The organism is Paenibacillus monticola, assembly GCF_009664975.1.
Classification (GTDB): Bacteria; Bacillota; Bacilli; order Paenibacillales; family Paenibacillaceae; genus Paenibacillus_AQ; species Paenibacillus_AQ monticola.
This window is the reverse complement of record NZ_WJXB01000003.1, coordinates 535365-553739: the sequence shown is the minus strand read 5'-3', so window position 1 is coordinate 553739 and position 18375 is coordinate 535365. Positions and strand designations below refer to the sequence as shown.

At 42.7% G+C, this 18375-nt stretch carries 14 protein-coding genes; 13 read left to right on the top strand and 1 reads right to left on the bottom strand.

What is annotated here, in order from left to right; all coding sequences use genetic code 11:
- The first annotated feature begins 218 nt into the window (after positions 1-218).
- From GJB61_RS11695 to GJB61_RS11635, 13 genes are all read left to right on the top strand, one after another.
- Positions 219-1154 carry an ABC transporter permease gene (locus GJB61_RS11695; RefSeq protein ID WP_229521603.1) on the top strand — a complete coding sequence of 312 codons (936 nt, stop codon included), beginning with the start codon at positions 219-221 and terminating at the stop codon, positions 1152-1154.
- Positions 1155-1185: 31 nt separating this feature from the next.
- The gene (locus GJB61_RS11690) at positions 1186-2082 is read left to right on the top strand and encodes a carbohydrate ABC transporter permease (protein WP_229521602.1); all 897 of its coding nucleotides are present in this window, start codon (positions 1186-1188) and stop codon (positions 2080-2082) included.
- Between the two features lie 72 nt (positions 2083-2154).
- Positions 2155-3726 (top strand): DUF3502 domain-containing protein, encoded by a 1572-nt coding sequence (locus GJB61_RS11685; RefSeq protein ID WP_154118667.1) that lies wholly within the window; start codon positions 2155-2157, stop codon positions 3724-3726.
- A 71-nt stretch (positions 3727-3797) separates the two neighbouring features.
- Positions 3798-4820 (top strand): LacI family DNA-binding transcriptional regulator, encoded by a 1023-nt coding sequence (locus GJB61_RS11680; RefSeq protein ID WP_338115764.1) that lies wholly within the window; start codon positions 3798-3800, stop codon positions 4818-4820.
- Positions 4821-4865: 45 nt separating this feature from the next.
- Entirely contained in the window at positions 4866-5753 is an 888-nt protein-coding gene (locus tag GJB61_RS11675) for a sugar phosphate isomerase/epimerase family protein (RefSeq protein WP_154118666.1), read from the top strand.
- A 226-nt stretch (positions 5754-5979) separates the two neighbouring features.
- Complete coding sequence (locus tag GJB61_RS11670) at positions 5980-6411, top strand: MarR family winged helix-turn-helix transcriptional regulator (protein WP_154118665.1); 432 nt, start codon at positions 5980-5982, stop codon at positions 6409-6411.
- Positions 6412-6431: 20 nt separating this feature from the next.
- Positions 6432-7820 (top strand): MATE family efflux transporter, encoded by a 1389-nt coding sequence (locus tag GJB61_RS11665; RefSeq protein WP_154118664.1) that lies wholly within the window; start codon positions 6432-6434, stop codon positions 7818-7820.
- 97 nt (positions 7821-7917) lie between these two features.
- On the top strand, positions 7918-8937 hold the full coding sequence (locus GJB61_RS11660) for a LacI family DNA-binding transcriptional regulator (protein WP_154118663.1): 1020 nt from the start codon (positions 7918-7920) through the stop codon (positions 8935-8937).
- Between the two features lie 116 nt (positions 8938-9053).
- Positions 9054-10034, top strand: a complete 981-nt coding sequence (locus GJB61_RS11655) for an ABC transporter permease (RefSeq protein WP_420819742.1) — start codon at positions 9054-9056, stop codon at positions 10032-10034.
- A 15-nt stretch (positions 10035-10049) separates the two neighbouring features.
- Positions 10050-10937 carry a carbohydrate ABC transporter permease gene (locus GJB61_RS11650; RefSeq protein ID WP_338115763.1) on the top strand — a complete coding sequence of 296 codons (888 nt, stop codon included), beginning with the start codon at positions 10050-10052 and terminating at the stop codon, positions 10935-10937.
- An 80-nt stretch (positions 10938-11017) separates the two neighbouring features.
- Positions 11018-12655: a type 2 periplasmic-binding domain-containing protein gene (locus tag GJB61_RS11645; RefSeq protein ID WP_154118662.1), complete on the top strand. Its 1638-nt coding sequence runs from the start codon at positions 11018-11020 to the stop codon at positions 12653-12655.
- A 35-nt stretch (positions 12656-12690) separates the two neighbouring features.
- A complete protein-coding gene (locus GJB61_RS11640; RefSeq protein ID WP_338115762.1) occupies positions 12691-14037 on the top strand; it encodes a glycoside hydrolase family 30 protein in 1347 nt (448 codons plus the stop codon).
- Positions 14038-14371: 334 nt separating this feature from the next.
- Positions 14372-16198 carry an APC family permease gene (locus GJB61_RS11635; RefSeq protein ID WP_154118660.1) on the top strand — a complete coding sequence of 609 codons (1827 nt, stop codon included), beginning with the start codon at positions 14372-14374 and terminating at the stop codon, positions 16196-16198.
- A 560-nt stretch (positions 16199-16758) separates the two neighbouring features.
- Here the strand turns inward: GJB61_RS11635 and GJB61_RS11630 are convergent.
- Positions 16759-18372, bottom strand: coding sequence for a response regulator transcription factor (locus tag GJB61_RS11630; protein WP_154118659.1), 1614 nt, complete (start codon positions 18370-18372; stop codon positions 16759-16761).
- Positions 18373-18375 lie beyond the last annotated feature (3 nt).

Genomic DNA, 18375 nt, shown 5'->3' with positions numbered 1-18375 from the left:
ATATCTGAAAAAATTTATTTGACAGCGTATACAACAGGGGCATATACTCCTAGTGAGGGGAATGTTAAAAAGAAAAAATGGAAACGTTTCTATTATGTTTCAGAAGTTTTCACTTCTCTATATAAAGCAATAACTTCAAATGATGATGTGCTGACAAGGGGATTTATTAAAGGCATGCATTTGTTATGAATGCATAGTGCAAATTGGAGGTGGACTTATTGGCAAGGTTTAAGCTTACTGGTGGAAATATTGTCCGGGAAGTCATGAAGAACAAGGTTTTATTTCTGATGTTGTCACCTGTAATCGTATATTTTCTTATTTTCCACTATGCGGTGATGCCCGGTGCATATGTCGCATTTGTTGATTACAATCTCAGCAAGGGTATTTTCGGAAGCCATTTTATCGGCCTGAAGAATTTCGAGTTTTTGGTTCAAACAGGCGAGCTCTGGAACATTACGAAAAATACACTGCTGTACAACATCGTCTTTCTAGCTTTGGGGAATATCATTCAAATCTTGTTTGCCATCATGCTATCGGAAATATCGGGCAAATGGTTCAAGAAGATTTCCCAATCGGTTATTCTCCTACCTAACTTTATTTCGATGGTTATTGTTGGTGTGTTTGCTTACAACCTATTCAATTTCAACTCTGGCTTTATCAACACAATGCTTGCCAATGGCGGGTTGGATCGTTATGAATTTTATTCCGATGCGGGCATCTGGAAGTACATTATCGTGGCCTTCAAAATCTGGGCGGGAACCGGATACGGCATGATTGTTTATTTAGCGACCATAACCGGGATTAGCCATGAGCTGTATGAGGCTGCTTATATCGATGGGGCGACCACTTGGCAGCGGATTCGCTACATGACTCTGCCTATCCTGAAGCCTACATTTATTCTGCTCCTGCTCTTCGGTATGGGTGGCATTCTTAAGGGTTCCTTTGATCTGTTCTACAATTTGATCGGAACGAACTCTGTGCTTTATCCACAGACGGATATCATTGACACCTATGTCTTCCGATCCTTGGTGGGACAATTCAACTTCTCCATGGGTGCGGCAGTGGGCTTCTACCAATCCTTATTCGGCCTGATTCTAGTGCTTGTAGTGAACTATATTGTACGTAAGGTTGAACCGGACAGTGCTTTGTTCTAAATAATTCGGAAACTAAACAGGGGTGATGAAAATGCAAAACTCAAAAATAAAAATGGATTCTGGAAGTACCGTCATTAAAATAATCAGTTATATTTTTATCACTATCTTTGCGCTGATCTGTGTATTCCCTTTCGTCTTAATGATCTCTTCCTCGTTTATGAACGAGCAGGAGATTGTCCGCGAGGGCTATAAGCTACTGCCCAAAGAATTTTCCTTTAAGGCTTATGACATGCTGCTGAACAACTCCAGCAAATTGGTAGATGCTTACCAGGTCACTATTTTTATCACCGTAGTGGGTACGGTACTTGGGCTGTTTATGATGTCGATGGCTGGCTTCGTGCTCAATCGCAAGGACTTCAAATACCGCAACTTCTTTTCCTTTCTAATTTACTTCACGACGCTCTTTAGTGGCGGCTTGATTCCAACCTATATTCTGATGGTTAAGCATCTGCATCTTAAGGACAACTTGTTCGCCATGATTCTGCCAGCTGTGGTAGGCGCTTGGTCGATCTTCCTGATGCGTAATTTCATGAAGGCCATTCCGGATTCCTTGTACGAATCCGCTACGATTGACGGTGCTGGCGACTTCCGTATCTACTGGAAGATCTTTATTCCATTGGCGGTACCCTCACTAGCTACCATTGGTCTTTTCTCGGCACTTGGCTTTTGGAATGAGTGGTATAACGGGATGCTGTATATCAGTGACTCTACCAAATACCCTCTGCAATACTTTTTGCAGCGAATGGTCAGTCAGACCAACCTCCAGTCTTTAATCAACTCTGGGGCGGTTATTAACACCGCTGATCTTCCGACTCAATCCATCAAGATGGCTACAGCTGTGCTGGCTACCGGCCCGATTATTCTCTTGTATCCATTTGTGCAGCGCTATTTCGTAACAGGCCTCACCATCGGGGCAGTAAAAGGTTAATGGATGTCTTCTTTCCTGGGACGTTTATTATAAATGAAAAAATTTAGAAATAGAAAAGGGAGGCTTACCTAAATGAAAGGTAAAAAGATTGTATCTTCATTAATTGCCGTTCTCATGCTTACCGGTTTATTGTCAGCCTGTTCATCCAACAAGGAAAGTGATTCCAACACTTCTCCGGATGCTTCCGGAACTCCGGCAACAGAAACTGGCGGCGTTGATATTTCCAAGGAAGCCAAGTTAGTGTATTACCTCTGGGGCAGTGAAGGTGTTGCCAACAAGGCCATTCTTGCGGAAATTAACAAGAAACTTAAGGCAGATCTGAACGCTACCATTGAAGTGAAATATATTGATTGGCCGGATACAGCTACTAAATACCCATTGCTATTCGCTTCTGGTGAAGAGTTTGATATGTCGCATGCCTCTCCTGGAGCGCCAGTTTCTTATTTTACCTTGGCTAGCCAAGGTGCTTTAGTAGATATCACGGATATGCTCGACAAAGTAGCTCCTAAGCTAAAAGCGGAAATTCCTGAAAGTATCTGGCAGAACACGAAATATAAAGGCAAAATCTTTGGGGTTCCTAGTTTATATAGTGAATTCACTCCTGCCGGTTATGCCTATCGTTCAGACTTGCTGAAGAAATACGGTATGGACAAAATTACCACATTGGATGAAATGACGAAATACATGGATAATGTGGTCGCTAATGAATCTTTCCCACCACTTAATGGTAAAGCGGAAGATGCGCAGAATATGTTCAGAATGCTGGTAGATACCACAGATATGTGGCTTGATGCACCTGGTATCTCTTTAAATGAGCTTAACCTGGTTACCAAAAGTCCTGAGGACTATAAAACTGTCATGCATCCAGCCTTCACCCAGGAATTTGAAGATTGGGCAGTGAAGATGCGTGAATGGGCGGATAAAGGGTATTGGGAGAAAGATATTCTTTCCTCAAGTCTGGGTGGCAAGGATAACTTTAGAGCAGCAAACTCTGCTGGTTATATGACTCATGCTCAGGATTGGATCGGCCAATATGGAGCAGACTTGAAGTCACAACCAACCTCTGATCCTTACTTCTTTACCTTCGCTGAAGCTAATAAGAAGATCAAACGTAAATTGGGCGTAGATAACTCCACCGTTATCAGCACAAGTTCGGCAAATCCAGAACGCTCACTGATGGTTATTGAGAAGTTTATGACGGATGAAAGCTACTACAACCTTCTTCAATATGGGATTGAAGGCAAGCAATATGTCATTGAAGACGGCGTTAAAAAGAACCCTCCAGGTTTCAATGAAAAAACGGATGGCGGAGGATTCTCGGCTTGGTCTTTGAGAAATGACAAATTCGTTATTCCAAGTGATACAGAAAACCCTATTCGCAATACCCTGTTCGCTGATTGGGATAAAGTAGCCATTAATGATCCTTACAGTGGATTTAGCTTTGATCCAGCGAATGTGACTACGGAAATTGCTTCGATCTCCAACGTGAACTCACAGCTTGGTATTCAGCTGATGCTAGGTAAAACAAGCAAATCACCAAAAGAAGCGGTTGCAGAATACCGCGATCAGCTGAAAAAAGCAGGAGTTGACAAGGTTATTGCCGAAGTAGAGAAACAACTTACTGAATTTGTTCCTGCCAAATAAAGGAAACTAAAAATGTGTAAGGGAGCTATAGTTTTATATATAGTTCCCTTACCTATAAATGGGGGAGTTTAGTGGACGTAAATATTAAGGATATCGCGCGGATTTCCGGTGTCGGCATCTCAACGGTTTCCAGGGTAATCAACAACAAGGGACTGGTAAGCAAGGCCACACGGGAGAAAGTTCTGAATGTGGTCAAGGAATATAATTACGTTCCCAATTCCAATGCGCGGAATTTAAAAACTACCCAATCCAAGAATATTGCACTTATGGTCAAAGGGATTACCAATCCCTTCTTCGCCAACATGATCAGGGAAATTGAACGTCAGGTCAACTTACGGGGTTACCCCTTTCTCATCCATCAAGTTGAGGACGGAACAGATGAAATCACAGCAGCCGTACAACTGGTTAAGGAAAAAAATCTTTGCGGAATTATCTTCATGGGCGGTACCTATGATCATTCCGAAGAGAAGTTCAGACAACTGAATATTCCTTTCGTGCTGACGACGATCACCACCACACAGGAGGTTGACCCTGACTTATTCTCCAGTGTCATTATTGATGAAATGAAAGAGGCCTATAAGGCCACCAGTTATTTGATCTCACTTGGACATACGAATATTGGTTTCCTGGCTAAGTCACCGCTACTGAATGAAACCACGGGTAATCGGCGATTCCTGGGCTACAAACAAGCGTTGGAGGAGCATGATCTGCCTTATGATCCTCAACTGCTGGAAGATTGTGAATACAGCCCAAGCTCGGGATTTAATGCCACACGAAGATTGCTCAACAAGAACAAAGGAGTAACGGCTATCTTTGCAGCGTCTGACACGATTGCCATGGGCTCGGCCAAAGCCGTGCTTAGCGCAGGCCTTTCAATTCCCGACGACATCTCTATCATCGGCTTTGATGGCATTGAAATGGCCGAATATTATCATCCTTCTCTCGATACGATCAGCCAACCGGGCACAGAAATGGCTTTATCCAGTGTGGGTGTTCTCTTTGACCTGATATCCAAACGCTCAGGCAACCAGCATATTGTCTACGATGCGGTATTGCTCAAACGCGGCTCCTGCAAGATGATCAATACTCATTAGAAAATTCTACTTGGTCTATAAACCAGTATTGGAGTGGTACACAAGATGCAAGATAAACTGAGAATAGGCACGATAGTCAGTGGCGGAGATGCACTCAGAGTCATTCCACAAATTGTTGAGCACGGCTTCGAATCGTTTAACTTGAACTTCTGGCAGACTACCGGTGATAACGATCTTGTGGAAATGGCAGCGCGATTGCGAGAACTGGCCGCTGAGCATGATTTTGTCATCTCTTCCGTGGGAATCTATGGCAACCCCCTCACAGGCACTGGAGAGCATGCCGATGCTTTGGACAGCTGGAAGCGGTTGATTGATCACGCGCATTTATTCGGCACAGATATCATCTCTGGCTTCACCGGACGTCTGCCTGGCTTGTCCATTGACGAGTCCATCCCAAAATTTACAGAGGTGTTCGGAGAACTGTCGAAAATAGCAGCTGACCGCGGCCTTAGAATTGCTTTTGAGAATTGCGCCATGGGTGGAACCTGGCAAACCGGAGATTTGAATATCGCCCATAACCCTGCGGCCTGGGAGAAAATGTTCAATGCCGTTCCGGCAGACAACCTGGGCCTGGAATGGGAACCCTGCCATCAGTTGATTGCGCTGATTGATCCGATTCCACAGCTGCGCAAATGGATGGATAAGATCTTCCATGTACATGGCAAGGATGCTACTATAGCTTGGGATATCGTCAAGGAATATGGCATTCATGGTCCAAAGCAGTATGTTTGGGACCGGACACCAGGCTTTGGCGATACCAACTGGGTCGATATCATCACCATTTTGCGCCAGGCTGGCTACAAAGGTACGATCGATATAGAAGGATTTCATGATCCTGTTTATCGGGACGAGCTGGAAATGACCGGTCAGGTTCATGCACTGAACTATTTGAAGCACTGCCGCGGGGGTAGCTTCGTACCTAATCCGCTCTAATACAGTAAGCGGCTAACTCCTATTACAGCGTTCCACAAGGCTCATGGTATTGCATGCTTAGTAATACTCCTTTCCAATACTTGTCTAACCACAAGTTCTGGAGAGGAGTTTTTGTTATGGGAATCATTCAAACATTTTACTTAGAGCATTGACAGTTAGAAGTCTAAGTATTATGATAATCATATTACTTAGACTTCTAACTAAAGTACATGGGGAGGAAATTACAATGAGCAGGCCAATTTTAAATACACCTTTTTCGGATTTGTTCAGAGAGGTAGGCATGAAGATAAAAAGGACGGCCGATGAGAGGCTGAATGAGCTGGACCTAAACTCTCCGCAGGGACGTTTGATCGGTTATATCTATGAGAATCAGGATAAAGGCGTTATTCAAAAGGATTTGGCGGAACACTCCAACAGAAGAGGGGCCAGCATTACCAGTATGCTCCAGGGGCTGGAGAAAAAAGGCTATATTGAGCGTGTAGTATCGGAGAAGGATGAACGGCAAAAAAATATTTTTGTTTTGGAAAAGGGTGCTCTTTTGGTGGAGGAGTTTTATCAGATTTTCGCTGAAGTAGAAGCAAGCATTACCAGCGCGCTTAGCCCAGAAGAAGTCCAAACCCTACAATCCTTATTGCTAAAAGTGAAATCAAGCTTATAACTACGTTTGGAGGACTAACGATGGCCAAAGAATTTACGAATCAATATTATTTAGAAACGGCGCCGATCAAGAAGGCTATTGCCCATTTATCCATTCCTATGATGATAGGGATGTCTGTTGGGACCATTTACAATGTCATTAATGCTTATTTCATAGGCCTATTGCACAACACCAGTATGCTGACGGCTATTACGCTAGGTTTACCTATTTTCACGGTCTTGATGGCCGTTGGGAATGTGCTCGGGGTAGGCGGTGGAACCTTTGTTACACGTTTGGCTGGGCAAAAAGAGACGGAGAAAGGCAAACGGATTGCTGGATATGCCTTTTATGGAAGTTTGATAGCCGGTATTCTGCTCGCCCTCGTTGCTTTTTTAGCGATTAATCCGATCACGCGGCTGTTGGGTGCGGATGCTGCTACTTTTGATTACACAAGAATCTATGTGATCACTCTTTTTGCAGGTGGATTCACCATCGTGCTAAATTTTGCATTGGAACAACTCGTGCGCTCGGGAGGTGCCTCCAAAGAATCGATGTATGGGATATTTATCAGTACGGCCCTCAGTTTGATCTTTGATCCGCTTTTCATTCTAGTGTTGAATTGGCATGTGGCTGGCGCCGCACTGGGTATGATTGTAGCGAATATGGGTTCCGCCATGTATTACATCTATTTCTTGGAGAAGAAAAGTGAGCATCTCAGAGGATTTTTGCGATATTTCAAGATCTCCTTCAAAGACAAACTGGAAATTTATAAAATAGGTGTATCTGAGTTATTTCAGGCTGCATTCATCATTGTCACTACACTATTATTGAATAACTTCTCTATGGAATATGGAGACAGCGTGGTGGCTGGATTCGGAGTGGCACTAAGAATTGTTCAGGTACCTGAATTTCTGTCGATGGGCTTATTCTTAGGCTTAATTCCGCTCTTTGCCTTTAGCTTTGCCAGTAAGAATCTAGCCAGACTTCACTCAGGCATTAAATATGCCTTTGTCTACATTGGAAGCATTTCTATTCTGTTTGTAGGGTTGGTTTATCTATTCAGAAAAAATATTATTCACCTCTTCTCAAATGATCCTTCGGTATTGAGTGTGGGAACCACTATATTAGTGGCTATGCTGATCTCAGCCTTATTTAACGGATTCACCGGCTTATTCACAAGTATCTTCCAATCGACCGGACAAGGGATTGCGACAGGTGTTATGTCGATAACCCAAGGCGTATTATATATCCCGATGCTTATCGCCTTGCATTACTTCTTTGGATTGCAGGGTGTGATCTGGTCCATGACTGTAACAGAGGTGATTATGAGCATAATGGGACTGACCTTATTCATTATTTTTAATAAAAAGCTAAAAAATACAAGTAATGATGAGGAACCGCAGGGGTCGATTGCGTCACCATCTGTGTAATAGAAGATTGTAATTTCAAAAAAGCTATTGTATTGAAAACGTTTTTATGCTATTTTATAAACTATAAAAACGTTTTTATAGCAAAGGATAAATGTATATGGGGAAGATAACCATTAGAGACGTTGCCAGAGAGGCTGGAGTCTCCATCTCTACAGTTTCCAACGCGTTGAATGACGTAGATGTATTGAATCCGGTGACCAAGTCACATGTGCTCAAGGTTGCACAACGCTTAAATTATGTTCCCAACCTGAACGGCAAGCTGTTAAAGACCGGGAAAACCAATATGCTGGGCTTTTTTACTACCAGTGTATCGGGGCCTTATTTCTATAAGCTGGTTGAATCTATGGCTCGTGAGTGTGACCGCTTTGGTTACGGTCTGAATGTATTTGTGACAAAAGATAAACATGTCGTTATGAGCAATATCCTTGGCCGGCGTGTGGATGGCGTAATTATATACGAAGAGCTGAAGATAGACGAGAAAGACATTAACGCGATGAAGAAAGACAAGATCAAGGCCGTATTTCTGGATCGGGTCCTTCAGAACGAAACCATGGGAAGCGTTATTTTTGATTCCTATGAAGCCGGTTACGAAGCAACCAAATATTTAATAGGTCTCGGGCACAAGAAAATCGTCTATATTTCCGGCGTGGATACGATGTTTGACAGTGTTCAACGGAAAGAGGGATATCTGGCTGCCTTGAATCATTATCAGCTTCCGACGAATGAAGAATATATTCTGCAGGGGTATTTTGAGGAAGAGGGTACTTATAATGCTGTGAAATCCTTTCTTCACTTGCATCCTGACAAGCTGCCTGATGCTTTTTTAGCCGGAAATGACTTGAGTGCGATTGGTTGTATCCAAGCTTTGAAGACGCATGGCTATGAAGTTCCGCTTGATATTAGTGTGATGAGTTTTGATGATATTGATATTGCTCCTTATTTTACGCCGCCTTTAACTACTGTGAGAAATCAAATCGCCAGACAAGGTATTCTGGCCATTGATCATCTGGTTCGCATGATTCAGAAGAAAGAACAAGGTGTAGTTCAAAAGTTGGTAGGAGAACTTATCGTACGAGGTTCAACGCATCTAAAGATCGATCGGAATGATCATAAATAAAGAGTAGTTATGGTCATTTTAGATCCGATTTTTTATAATCCTAGTCTAGGAGGTCCTTTATGTTCAAAAATAAAAACGTTTTTATTCTAGCACGATGATTTGGAGGGGAGAAGAACGTGGATAAATTAGCCGTAGTACCATCAACTGTAACGCAGTTATCTGGGAAAAAACCCATGGGGCAAAGGATCAAAGAATTTGTAATTGATTATAAGAGACAATGGGAGCTTCAATCCATGGTCATACCGGGCATTATTTTTATGGTTATCTTTTGTTTTGTACCTATTTACGGATTGACGATTGCCTTTAAAAATTACACTGTGATTGATACGCTGGCTTCCGCGCCGTGGGTGGGCTTGGATAATTTCAAAATTATTTTGTCTGACGAATATTTCTGGGACGCTGTAATGAATACCTTGGGAATCAGTTTTTTGAAATTAGGCATTGGGTTTGTCATTCCGATTATCATGGCGATTATGATTTACGAATTACACCTGGGACGATTCAAAAAAATTGTGCAAACCATCTCGTATCTGCCGCACTTTTTGTCTTGGATCGTATTGGGAGGCATGCTGATTACTTGGTTCTCGACCTCAGGGTTGTTTAACGAGCTGCTGCTTAATTTGGGAGTGATTTCGAAGCCGTCCAATATTCTCTTGGACCCGGGAAAATATTGGTGGATTGCTACGTTGTCTGATATCTGGAAAGAAGCAGGCTGGGGAACCATTCTGTATTTAGCCATCATGTCCAAAATTGATCCTACATATTATGAAGCCGCAAAGATAGACGGGGCCGGCAGGCTTAGACAAATTTGGAATATTACCCTGCCCAATATGAAGACGATCATCAGCTTAAATCTGATCCTCACTGTAAGCGGTTTATTAGGATCGAATCTGGATCAAACCTTGGTCTTGATGAACTCCCAGAATCGGGAGAAAGCAGAAGTCATTAATTCTTATGTATATCGTATGGGGATGACACAAGGTGACTTTTCTTATGCTACCGCCGTTGGGTTAGGGGTCTCCGTTGTTTCCGTCATTTTGCTGGTAACCGCCAATAAAATATCCAGTAAATTAAATGATAATCAATCAGTGCTATAGAAGGAGGCATTTGTCGTGAATCGAAAGGTGGCTAAAGGAGATCTCGATAGTCGAATCTTTGATACCTTAAATATCATTTTGCTGTTTGCCGTTACGGTCATTATTGTTGTTCCCTTATGGAATGTGATTATATCGTCCCTTAGCTCAGGCAAAGCCCTGGCAGAAGGCGGGTTTATATTTTGGTCCAAAGAGTTTTCGTTGGAAAATTACCGCGCTGTGTTCAGTGACAATAGTATTTGGCAGTCCTTTTTCGTTTCCATGTCCAAAACTTTTGTTGGCGTCATTACGCATGTGTTTTTCTGCGCCATGGTCGGATATGGTCTGAGCAAAAGGTACATACGGGGCCGCAAGCTATATGTTGCGATGGGTGTTATCACCATGTTCTTCTCCGGCGGTATGATCCCAACCTATTTATTGATCAAATCACTAGGTCTCTTAAATAGCTTTTGGGTCTATATTATTCCGGCGTTATTCAGCTATTACGATGTCGTAATTTTAATGAATTTCTTCAGAAATGTACCGGATTCACTTGAAGAGTCAGCCAAAATAGACGGCGCTGGTGATTGGCGTATTTTTCTAAAGATCTTCGTCCCTCTTTCCATGCCTGCCATGGCTACTATTGCCTTATTTAATGGGGTTGGACAATGGAATGACTTTATGACAACGAAATTATATATCACCAATCAAGCCCTCTACCCGCTGCAGATGAAGCTGTATGAAATTATCGTGCAGTCGCAAACGCAATCGATGCAAAATATCGGGGGATCGGCAGTGATCGAAACCACCACTAAAGGGGTTCAACTAGCAACAATTGTTATAACGACTTTGCCGATTGTTGCGATGTATCCAGTTCTTCAAAGGTACTTTATTTCCGGCATGATGATGGGGGCGGTGAAAGAGTAGAGAAGAAGGGAGGGCACGCGAAGAAACGGGATTTTCCACAAAACTAAGCCTATACTCACAAATTTAGGAGGAAATATTAGATGAATAAAGCACTTGGGAAAAAAGGACTTAAATTGTTTACTGCGCTGATGGCTGTGACGTTGATTGTTTCGGGCTGCGGCTCAGGTGGCAATTCAAGCTCAAGTAAGACAGACTTGAAGTCTGTTGATGACCGCTATACTGTAGATGCAGAAAAACCGGCTTGGACGCTGGACAAAAAAGAGGGAGTTACAGACCTCACCTGGTACGTGAATGCGGATTGGTGGAATACGGATTTTGGTAAGGATGTTGTAACCAAGAAGATTAAAGAGGATTTGAACATCAATATCAAATTCATTACAGGAGACGACACGAAATTAAATACCTTTTTTGCTGGTGGCGATATGCCGGATTTGTTGACTATATTTGATTCGAATTCTCCGGTGGTATCCAAAGCGGCTACCTGGGCACTGCCTTTAAATGATCTTGCTGAGAAATATGATCCTTATTTCAATAAAGTTGCAGCGGCAGATACGCTGAACTGGTTCAAGCTAGCAGACGGCAAGACCTATGGTTATCCTAACTATTCCAATACCCAAGCAGATTATGATAGCGGTAACATTCCGGCGAAAACAGCATTTGTTATTCGTAAAGATGTGTATGAAGCTTTGGGAAGTCCGGTCATCGGAACACCGGAAGAGTTCAAAAGCGTAATGGAGAAAATCAAAAGCCAGTTTCCCGACATGATTCCTTTTGGATTTAACTCTATCGGTACAGGCACCGGGTCTTTGGGTGATGTTCTGCAGGATTTTATCGGCGTGCCGTTGGAAACGAAAGAGGCAGGCTTTTATGATCGTAATTTAGACGAGGATTATTTGACTTGGCTAAAAACGTTAAATGCAGCCTATAGAGAAGGAGCTATCAGCGATGACAGCTTTGCAGATGATGGTACGGCTTTTGAAGAAAAAGTGAAATCAGGCAAATATGCGACCATGCTGCTCGATGGAACGCCTCAACAGGGAGGAAACCTGCAAATCTTCATGAGTGCAAATCCCGGCAAGGAATATATTGCTATTGATGGACTTCAGAGCACAATCGGCAATAAACCGACACTGAATCAGTCCGGTATCACGGGCTGGATGATTAGCTATATCACCAAACAATGTAAGGACCCAGCCAAAGCCATTCAGGTATTTACCTATTTGTTAAGTGATGAAGGACAAAAGTTGATGAATTATGGTATTGAAGGTGAAACCTATCAGGTCAAAGATAACGGCAAGATAGAATTGTTGCCAGCGATGAAGGACCTTCAAAAAAATAACGCCGATAAATTTAAAAAGGATTACCGGATGGGGGAATTTATGTTCTTCGGACATGACCGTGATAAAGCTTTGAGTGAGGACGCATTCCCGGAATCTATTAAACAAATGCAGGAATGGGGAAAAGGAAAGCTGAAACCTCACTTCATTCTAGAGAACATTAATCCTGACCAAGGTACTCCGGAAGCACGGTCTTTAACGGCCATCAACACCCGTTGGAATACAGCCTTAGTTAGTATGATTCGGTCCAAGGATGATGGAAGTTTTGATAGCACCTTAGCCGATTACAAAACCTTTTTGGATAAAAACAACTGGGATAAGATCGTGAAGATCCGCACTGAAAAGATGAAGCTGAACAAAGAAAAGTTAGGCATTAAATAAACATGCTTGAATATACAAATACGGAGGGAAACAACGTGCCGGAAATAATCATTTATCTATCCAAGGGAGAAAGTGAATTGTTTGTAGAACAATCCCTGCAACAGTTAACACCTGTGACAACAGATACGGTAATAGCTGCTGTAACGATTGATGTAAATCGAACCTATCAGGAAATGGATGGCTTTGGAGCTTCTTTTACGGATTCAGCGGCCTATCTTATTAACCAAGTGCTTGATTCTGAACAGAAAGCGGAATTAATGAGCAAGCTGTTTGATCCGCAAGCTGGAATTGGCTTATCTGTAGTAAGAAATCCAATGGGGGCTTCGGATTATGCCAGAGATATTTATAGCTATGATGATCTGCCGGAACAGGAAACCGATACAGAATTAACCCGGTTTACGATTGCCCATGATGAAGTTGATATTATTCCTTTATTACAGCAGGCCCTGAAATTAAATCCTGAACTTAAGCTGATGGCCTCACCTTGGAGTGCACCGGGATGGATGAAGACCAGTGGGTCCATGATTGCCGGTGAATTGAAAAAAGAATATTTTCAGGTGTATGCCGATTATTTTGTGCGATACATTCAAGCGTTTGCCAAGAGTGGGTTGCCTACATATGCTGTAACCCCGCAGAATGAACCACTTTTTGAACCGCACCATTATCCTAGCATGTTAATGCTGGCTGAGGCCCAAAGCGATTTCATTAAAAATTATTTGAAGCCGAATTTCATTAAGCATAATATTGATACTAAGATTCTTTGTTACGATCACAACTGGGACCGGCCTGATTATCCACTGACGGTGCTGGAGCATGCCGAAGAAGAGGTAGACGGTATTGCCTGGCACTGGTACGGCGGAGACGCTTCTGCACAATCAGTGGTTAAGCAAGCTTTTGCTGATAAAGAAGTGCATTTTACTGAGGGCTCGGGCGGAGAATGGATTCCTCCATTTGAACAGGCCTTCTCCAATGTAATTCGAACAGGGATTGAAATTCTTAGAAATCATAGTAAATCCTTTGTGTTATGGAATATGGCGTTAGATGAACATAACGGGCCTACAGTACCAGGCTTTGGCAAGAGCACATGCCGCGGAATTGTACAGATCAACCAGCAAACGAAGGAACTTACGTATACACTGGACTACTATGCGCTGGCGCATTTCAGCAAGTTCATCCGTCCTGGGGCCTTGCGTGTGGATTCGACTTCAAGCAATGAGTTCATTCGTTCGGTTGCTTTTAGAAATACAGACCATACGATCGCGTTAGTCCTGTTCAACGATGGTGAAGAAGCCGAGAATATTGCTGTGAATTTACAGGAAGCCGAGCTTGTAACGTTCCGCATAGAGTCTAAAAGCGCTGTATCCATTATGATAACTGTATAATCACGACGGCGATTTAGAAACCTGTGTTATAGCATTACCGTGTGGCACATGCCTTTCAGACTGCAACAGGCGGGTTCAAACGGCCACCTTTGTAAAAGTATTTAGGATCGAAATTAGGAGACCGTTCCTCTCTAGGAGTCGCTTGGTTACCAGCGATTTTACAGAAGAATGGTCTTTTTTCTGTCTGCGGGTACCGTACATAAAAGGACGGCGAAGCCGTTTCTACTTGCTTCTATTTTATTTTTTGATATCGGTACATAATGGGTGTAGTATCATAGAGATTATTGTTCCATTTCATGGGTAATATAAGAATAAAAAAGTCGAGGGTGAACTAATGGTGTCTTCTTTAAAAAGATTGTTAATTGGCCGTCCGTTGAAATCAGATCAACTTGGCGACCAGAAGCTAAACAAAACCAAAGCATTAGCCATTCTCTCATCAGATGCCTTATCTTCGGTAGCCTATGGCCCTGAGCAAATACTGATAGTCTTGGTTACAATAAGTGCCGCTGCCTTTTGGTATTCGATACCTATTGCTATCGGGGTACTAATATTGCTGCTAGCACTTATTCTGTCGTACAGACAAATTATTTTTGCCTATCCTCATGGTGGTGGGGCTTATATCGTTTCAAAGGAAAACTTGGGGTTATATCCTGGGCTAATTGCCGGTGGCTCACTGCTGGTGGATTATATCTTAACCGTGGCAGTAAGTGTGTCTGCGGGTACGGATGCGATAACATCGGCTTTTCCAAGCTTACATGCCTACAATGTAATTATTGCTATCCTATTTGTACTGCTGATTACGACTTTGAACTTAAGGGGAGTAACGGAGTCTGCTTCATTCTTGGCCTATCCGGTGTATTTGTTTGTTCTCTCCATATTCATTTTAATTGGCGTAGGTGTATTCAACATCTTAACTGGTCATGTATCACCTACATTACACACCCCCCTGGGTACTCCGGTAGCCGGAATCAGCTTATTCCTGCTCCTCAAAGCATTCTCCTCTGGGAGTTCCGCTTTAACAGGGGTTGAAGCCATTTCCAATGCGATTCCCAACTTTAAGTCCCCTGCTCCTAGTAATGCAGCGAAGACGTTAGTGGCGATGGGAAGCCTGCTGGCTGTATTATTTTCAGGGATTGTATTCTTAGCCTATTACTATGGGATTAGACCTCGCGAGGAAGTTACCGTAGTCTCAGATATTGCTGAACAGATATTTGGGCGAGGGTTCATGTATTACGTCATTCAAGGAACAACCGCATTGATATTAATTCTGGCTGCCAACACGGGTTATTCTGCATTTCCTTTGCTTGCCGTTAATCTGGCCAAGGATAAGTTTATTCCTAGAATGTTCACAGCTCGCGGAGACCGGCTAGGTTATTCCAACGGGATTGGGATACTTGGACTCTTGTCTATTCTCCTGATTATAGCGTTTAAGGGCCGGACCGAGCATCTGATCCCCCTTTATGCTATTGGCGTATTTATTCCATTCACCCTCTCCCAGACAGGCATGATGGTAAGATGGTTTCGCCAAAGACCTGAAGGATGGGTTACAAAGTTTATTATCAACACAACCGGCGCTGTCATTAGCTTTATAGTTATGATGATGTTCTTTTTGACTAAATTTGTGCAGGTCTGGCCAGTTTTGATCTTTATCCCGCTGATTCTGCTGCTCTTTCACCGCATTAGAAAGCATTATGAATCGGTTGCAGATCAGTTGAGAATTTCCAGCTGTGAACCGTCCTTTCCGATTGAGGGAAACATCATCATTGTTCCTGTAGCCGGAATCACGCATGTAGTGGAGAACTCGTTGAAATATGCCAAATCCCTTAATGCTTATCAGATTATTGCCGTTCACGTCCCTTTTGAAAGAGAAGATGAATTGGCGTTTGAAGCAAAATGGAAGAACTGGCAGCCTGATATTCGACTGGTTTCACTGTATTCGCCCTATCGTAGCATCCTGCACCCGCTGACTAAATTTATAGATACGGTGCAGCATAAGGCGAGTGAATCGAATTACCAGGTATCGGTTATAGTTCCGCAATTCATTCCCAAAAAAGGCTGGCACAACATCCTGCATAACCAATCCAGTCTTCTGCTTCGCACACATTTGCTTTACCGTCGAAATGTGATTATTACTACGGTGCCGTATCACTTGAAGAAATAATCGCAGCGAATAAGGCTGTTTCAAAAGCGAGTAGTTACGTTTTTGAGGCAGCCTTAGTGGGTCAATGAAGCGGCTACGGGTACGGAGGGTTCTTGCGATCGCTGTTAAAGCCCGATTTCTTTATTGTATAGGGATTATAGGTTGAAATCGGTCTTTAAAGGCGAACACTATCGTTTCTCCAGAATCCCTCCGACCCTCCGCTGCGTTGGCGCATAAAGTCAAGCAACTTGAACCTGAATACATCAAGTAATCCAAAATTAACGGCATGGCTTTAGTTAGCATTTTAGGGTGATAGCTGTCCAATGCCGCCGGGATACGCTGCGGCAAAGATAATCCATTGGTTGGCAAAGTGGGTCCTTGGTATATTGAATGTACAAAAGAAACCTCTCCTTTGAAATGGTTGGTCGAACTTCCATTTCTCCAAGGAGAGGTTTCTTTTTGCTATATTTGACGACGATTTTAGAAAGGTCCCCGCGGAGCGTTGCTCCGAGTTCCTACGGAGTTTCTACAGATAAATTGCTCGAAAAACTAGGGGCCATCCTAGTAAACAGATGAAATTCTTACATAATTACAGGATGAGCTTGTTGTTCCTTCTTATATTCATTAGGAGGGAGGCCAACCTCCTGTTTGAATAGCTTCGAAAAATAGGAGTAGTTGGTATAACCTACTTTATTCGCAATGGTATATACAGACAGATGAGTGGTTTCCAATAAGTTTTTTGCAGCCGCGATTCGCACTTGTATGACATAGCTGCCTAAAGAAATACCCGTTTCTTTCTTGAATAGTCTGGCTAGATAGTCAGGATTGAGATAGACAATTTCCGCCAGACCGTTCCGTGTCAGATCATCCCCATAATGCGTGTGAATATATTGTTTGATTTCTTCGGCAATGGACTTGGGTTGTGCCGCGAAGTCGCGGTATTTCATTGCGGTATGGATCAAGTAGTTAAGGTATTCCTCCATATCCTCAATAGAAGTCAAGGAATGTAATAATAATTGGTCATTGGTTGTGCCGGTGTACAATTTATGTACCTGGATGCCCTTCATTTTGAGAAAAGAATACACCAGCTGTACAATATCCAAGCGGAACAAGCTAAGGACGGACGTATCAAGCGTTCGATTAATCAGCATTCCTTTTAAATAGTGGGTGGCTTCCTCAAGAAAAGTAGCAAGTTTATTTTGGTTAAGCAGCTCTTCCAAAAGCACCAGATCTGGTGGAAGGTAAGCTGTTTTATTTTGACGGAGGTAAGTCTCCACCCAAAAGGTTTGATTCCGGCTTTTTGTAATCTCTTCATCCATCTTGATTAATTGTTTGAATAGATTTCCAATATCGTTCAGTTTGCCGGATAAGCCGATATTGCAGCAAACGTCGCATTTTAAATAGGGATTTGCCTTTTGAATAAAGGAAGCACAGAGTCCTTCAAGCACTTGCGAATCTGGTGTCTCGTTCCATTGTAAGATGACTATCCAGTTATAATCTTTATATTCGAGAATGCTCTCGATGGAGAAACAAGGATTCTGAAGCAATTCGTACAATACATTAAGCAGGGCAAAATCAAAAAGTCCTTTTTCCTCTTTGCCCATGCTGCCATTGTGGGGGAACACATTGAACAACAATGACTGAAAGGTATCGTTCATTTGATAGGCCAGATTTTGTTCTTCAATAGCATAGGTTATCGCGGCTGATTTAATTGGGGATGTAGTACTGCCACTGACTACCTTACGCCAGAAGTGCTCCAGATTCTTCGCTTGATTCCGTTGCCAGAAGTAACCTTCCTGAATGGCTTTCTCGTTATTTTGCTGCTCCTTGGCCCGTACGATCGCTTTTTGAATGATCAGCATTAACTTGTCAAATTCGATGGGCTTGAGAAAATACTCAAAGCTCTGCAGTTCAATGGCTTTCTGCGCATAGTTGAAATCAGCATAATTGGTCAGGAATATGGTTTGAATATTGTAATTGTTCTCCCGAATCCAGGCGAGAAGCTCCAGGCCGCTTCCTTGTGGCATTTCAATATCGGAAATCACAATCTGCACAGACTGGGTTTCCAGAATTTCACGTGCTTGGGCAACATTGTTAGCCGTATAAACGGATTCGATGTTTAGTGATTTCCAGTCTATTTTCTTTTCTAAGGCTGCTATAACATAGTAGTCATCATCAACAAGTAATACATTCATAAG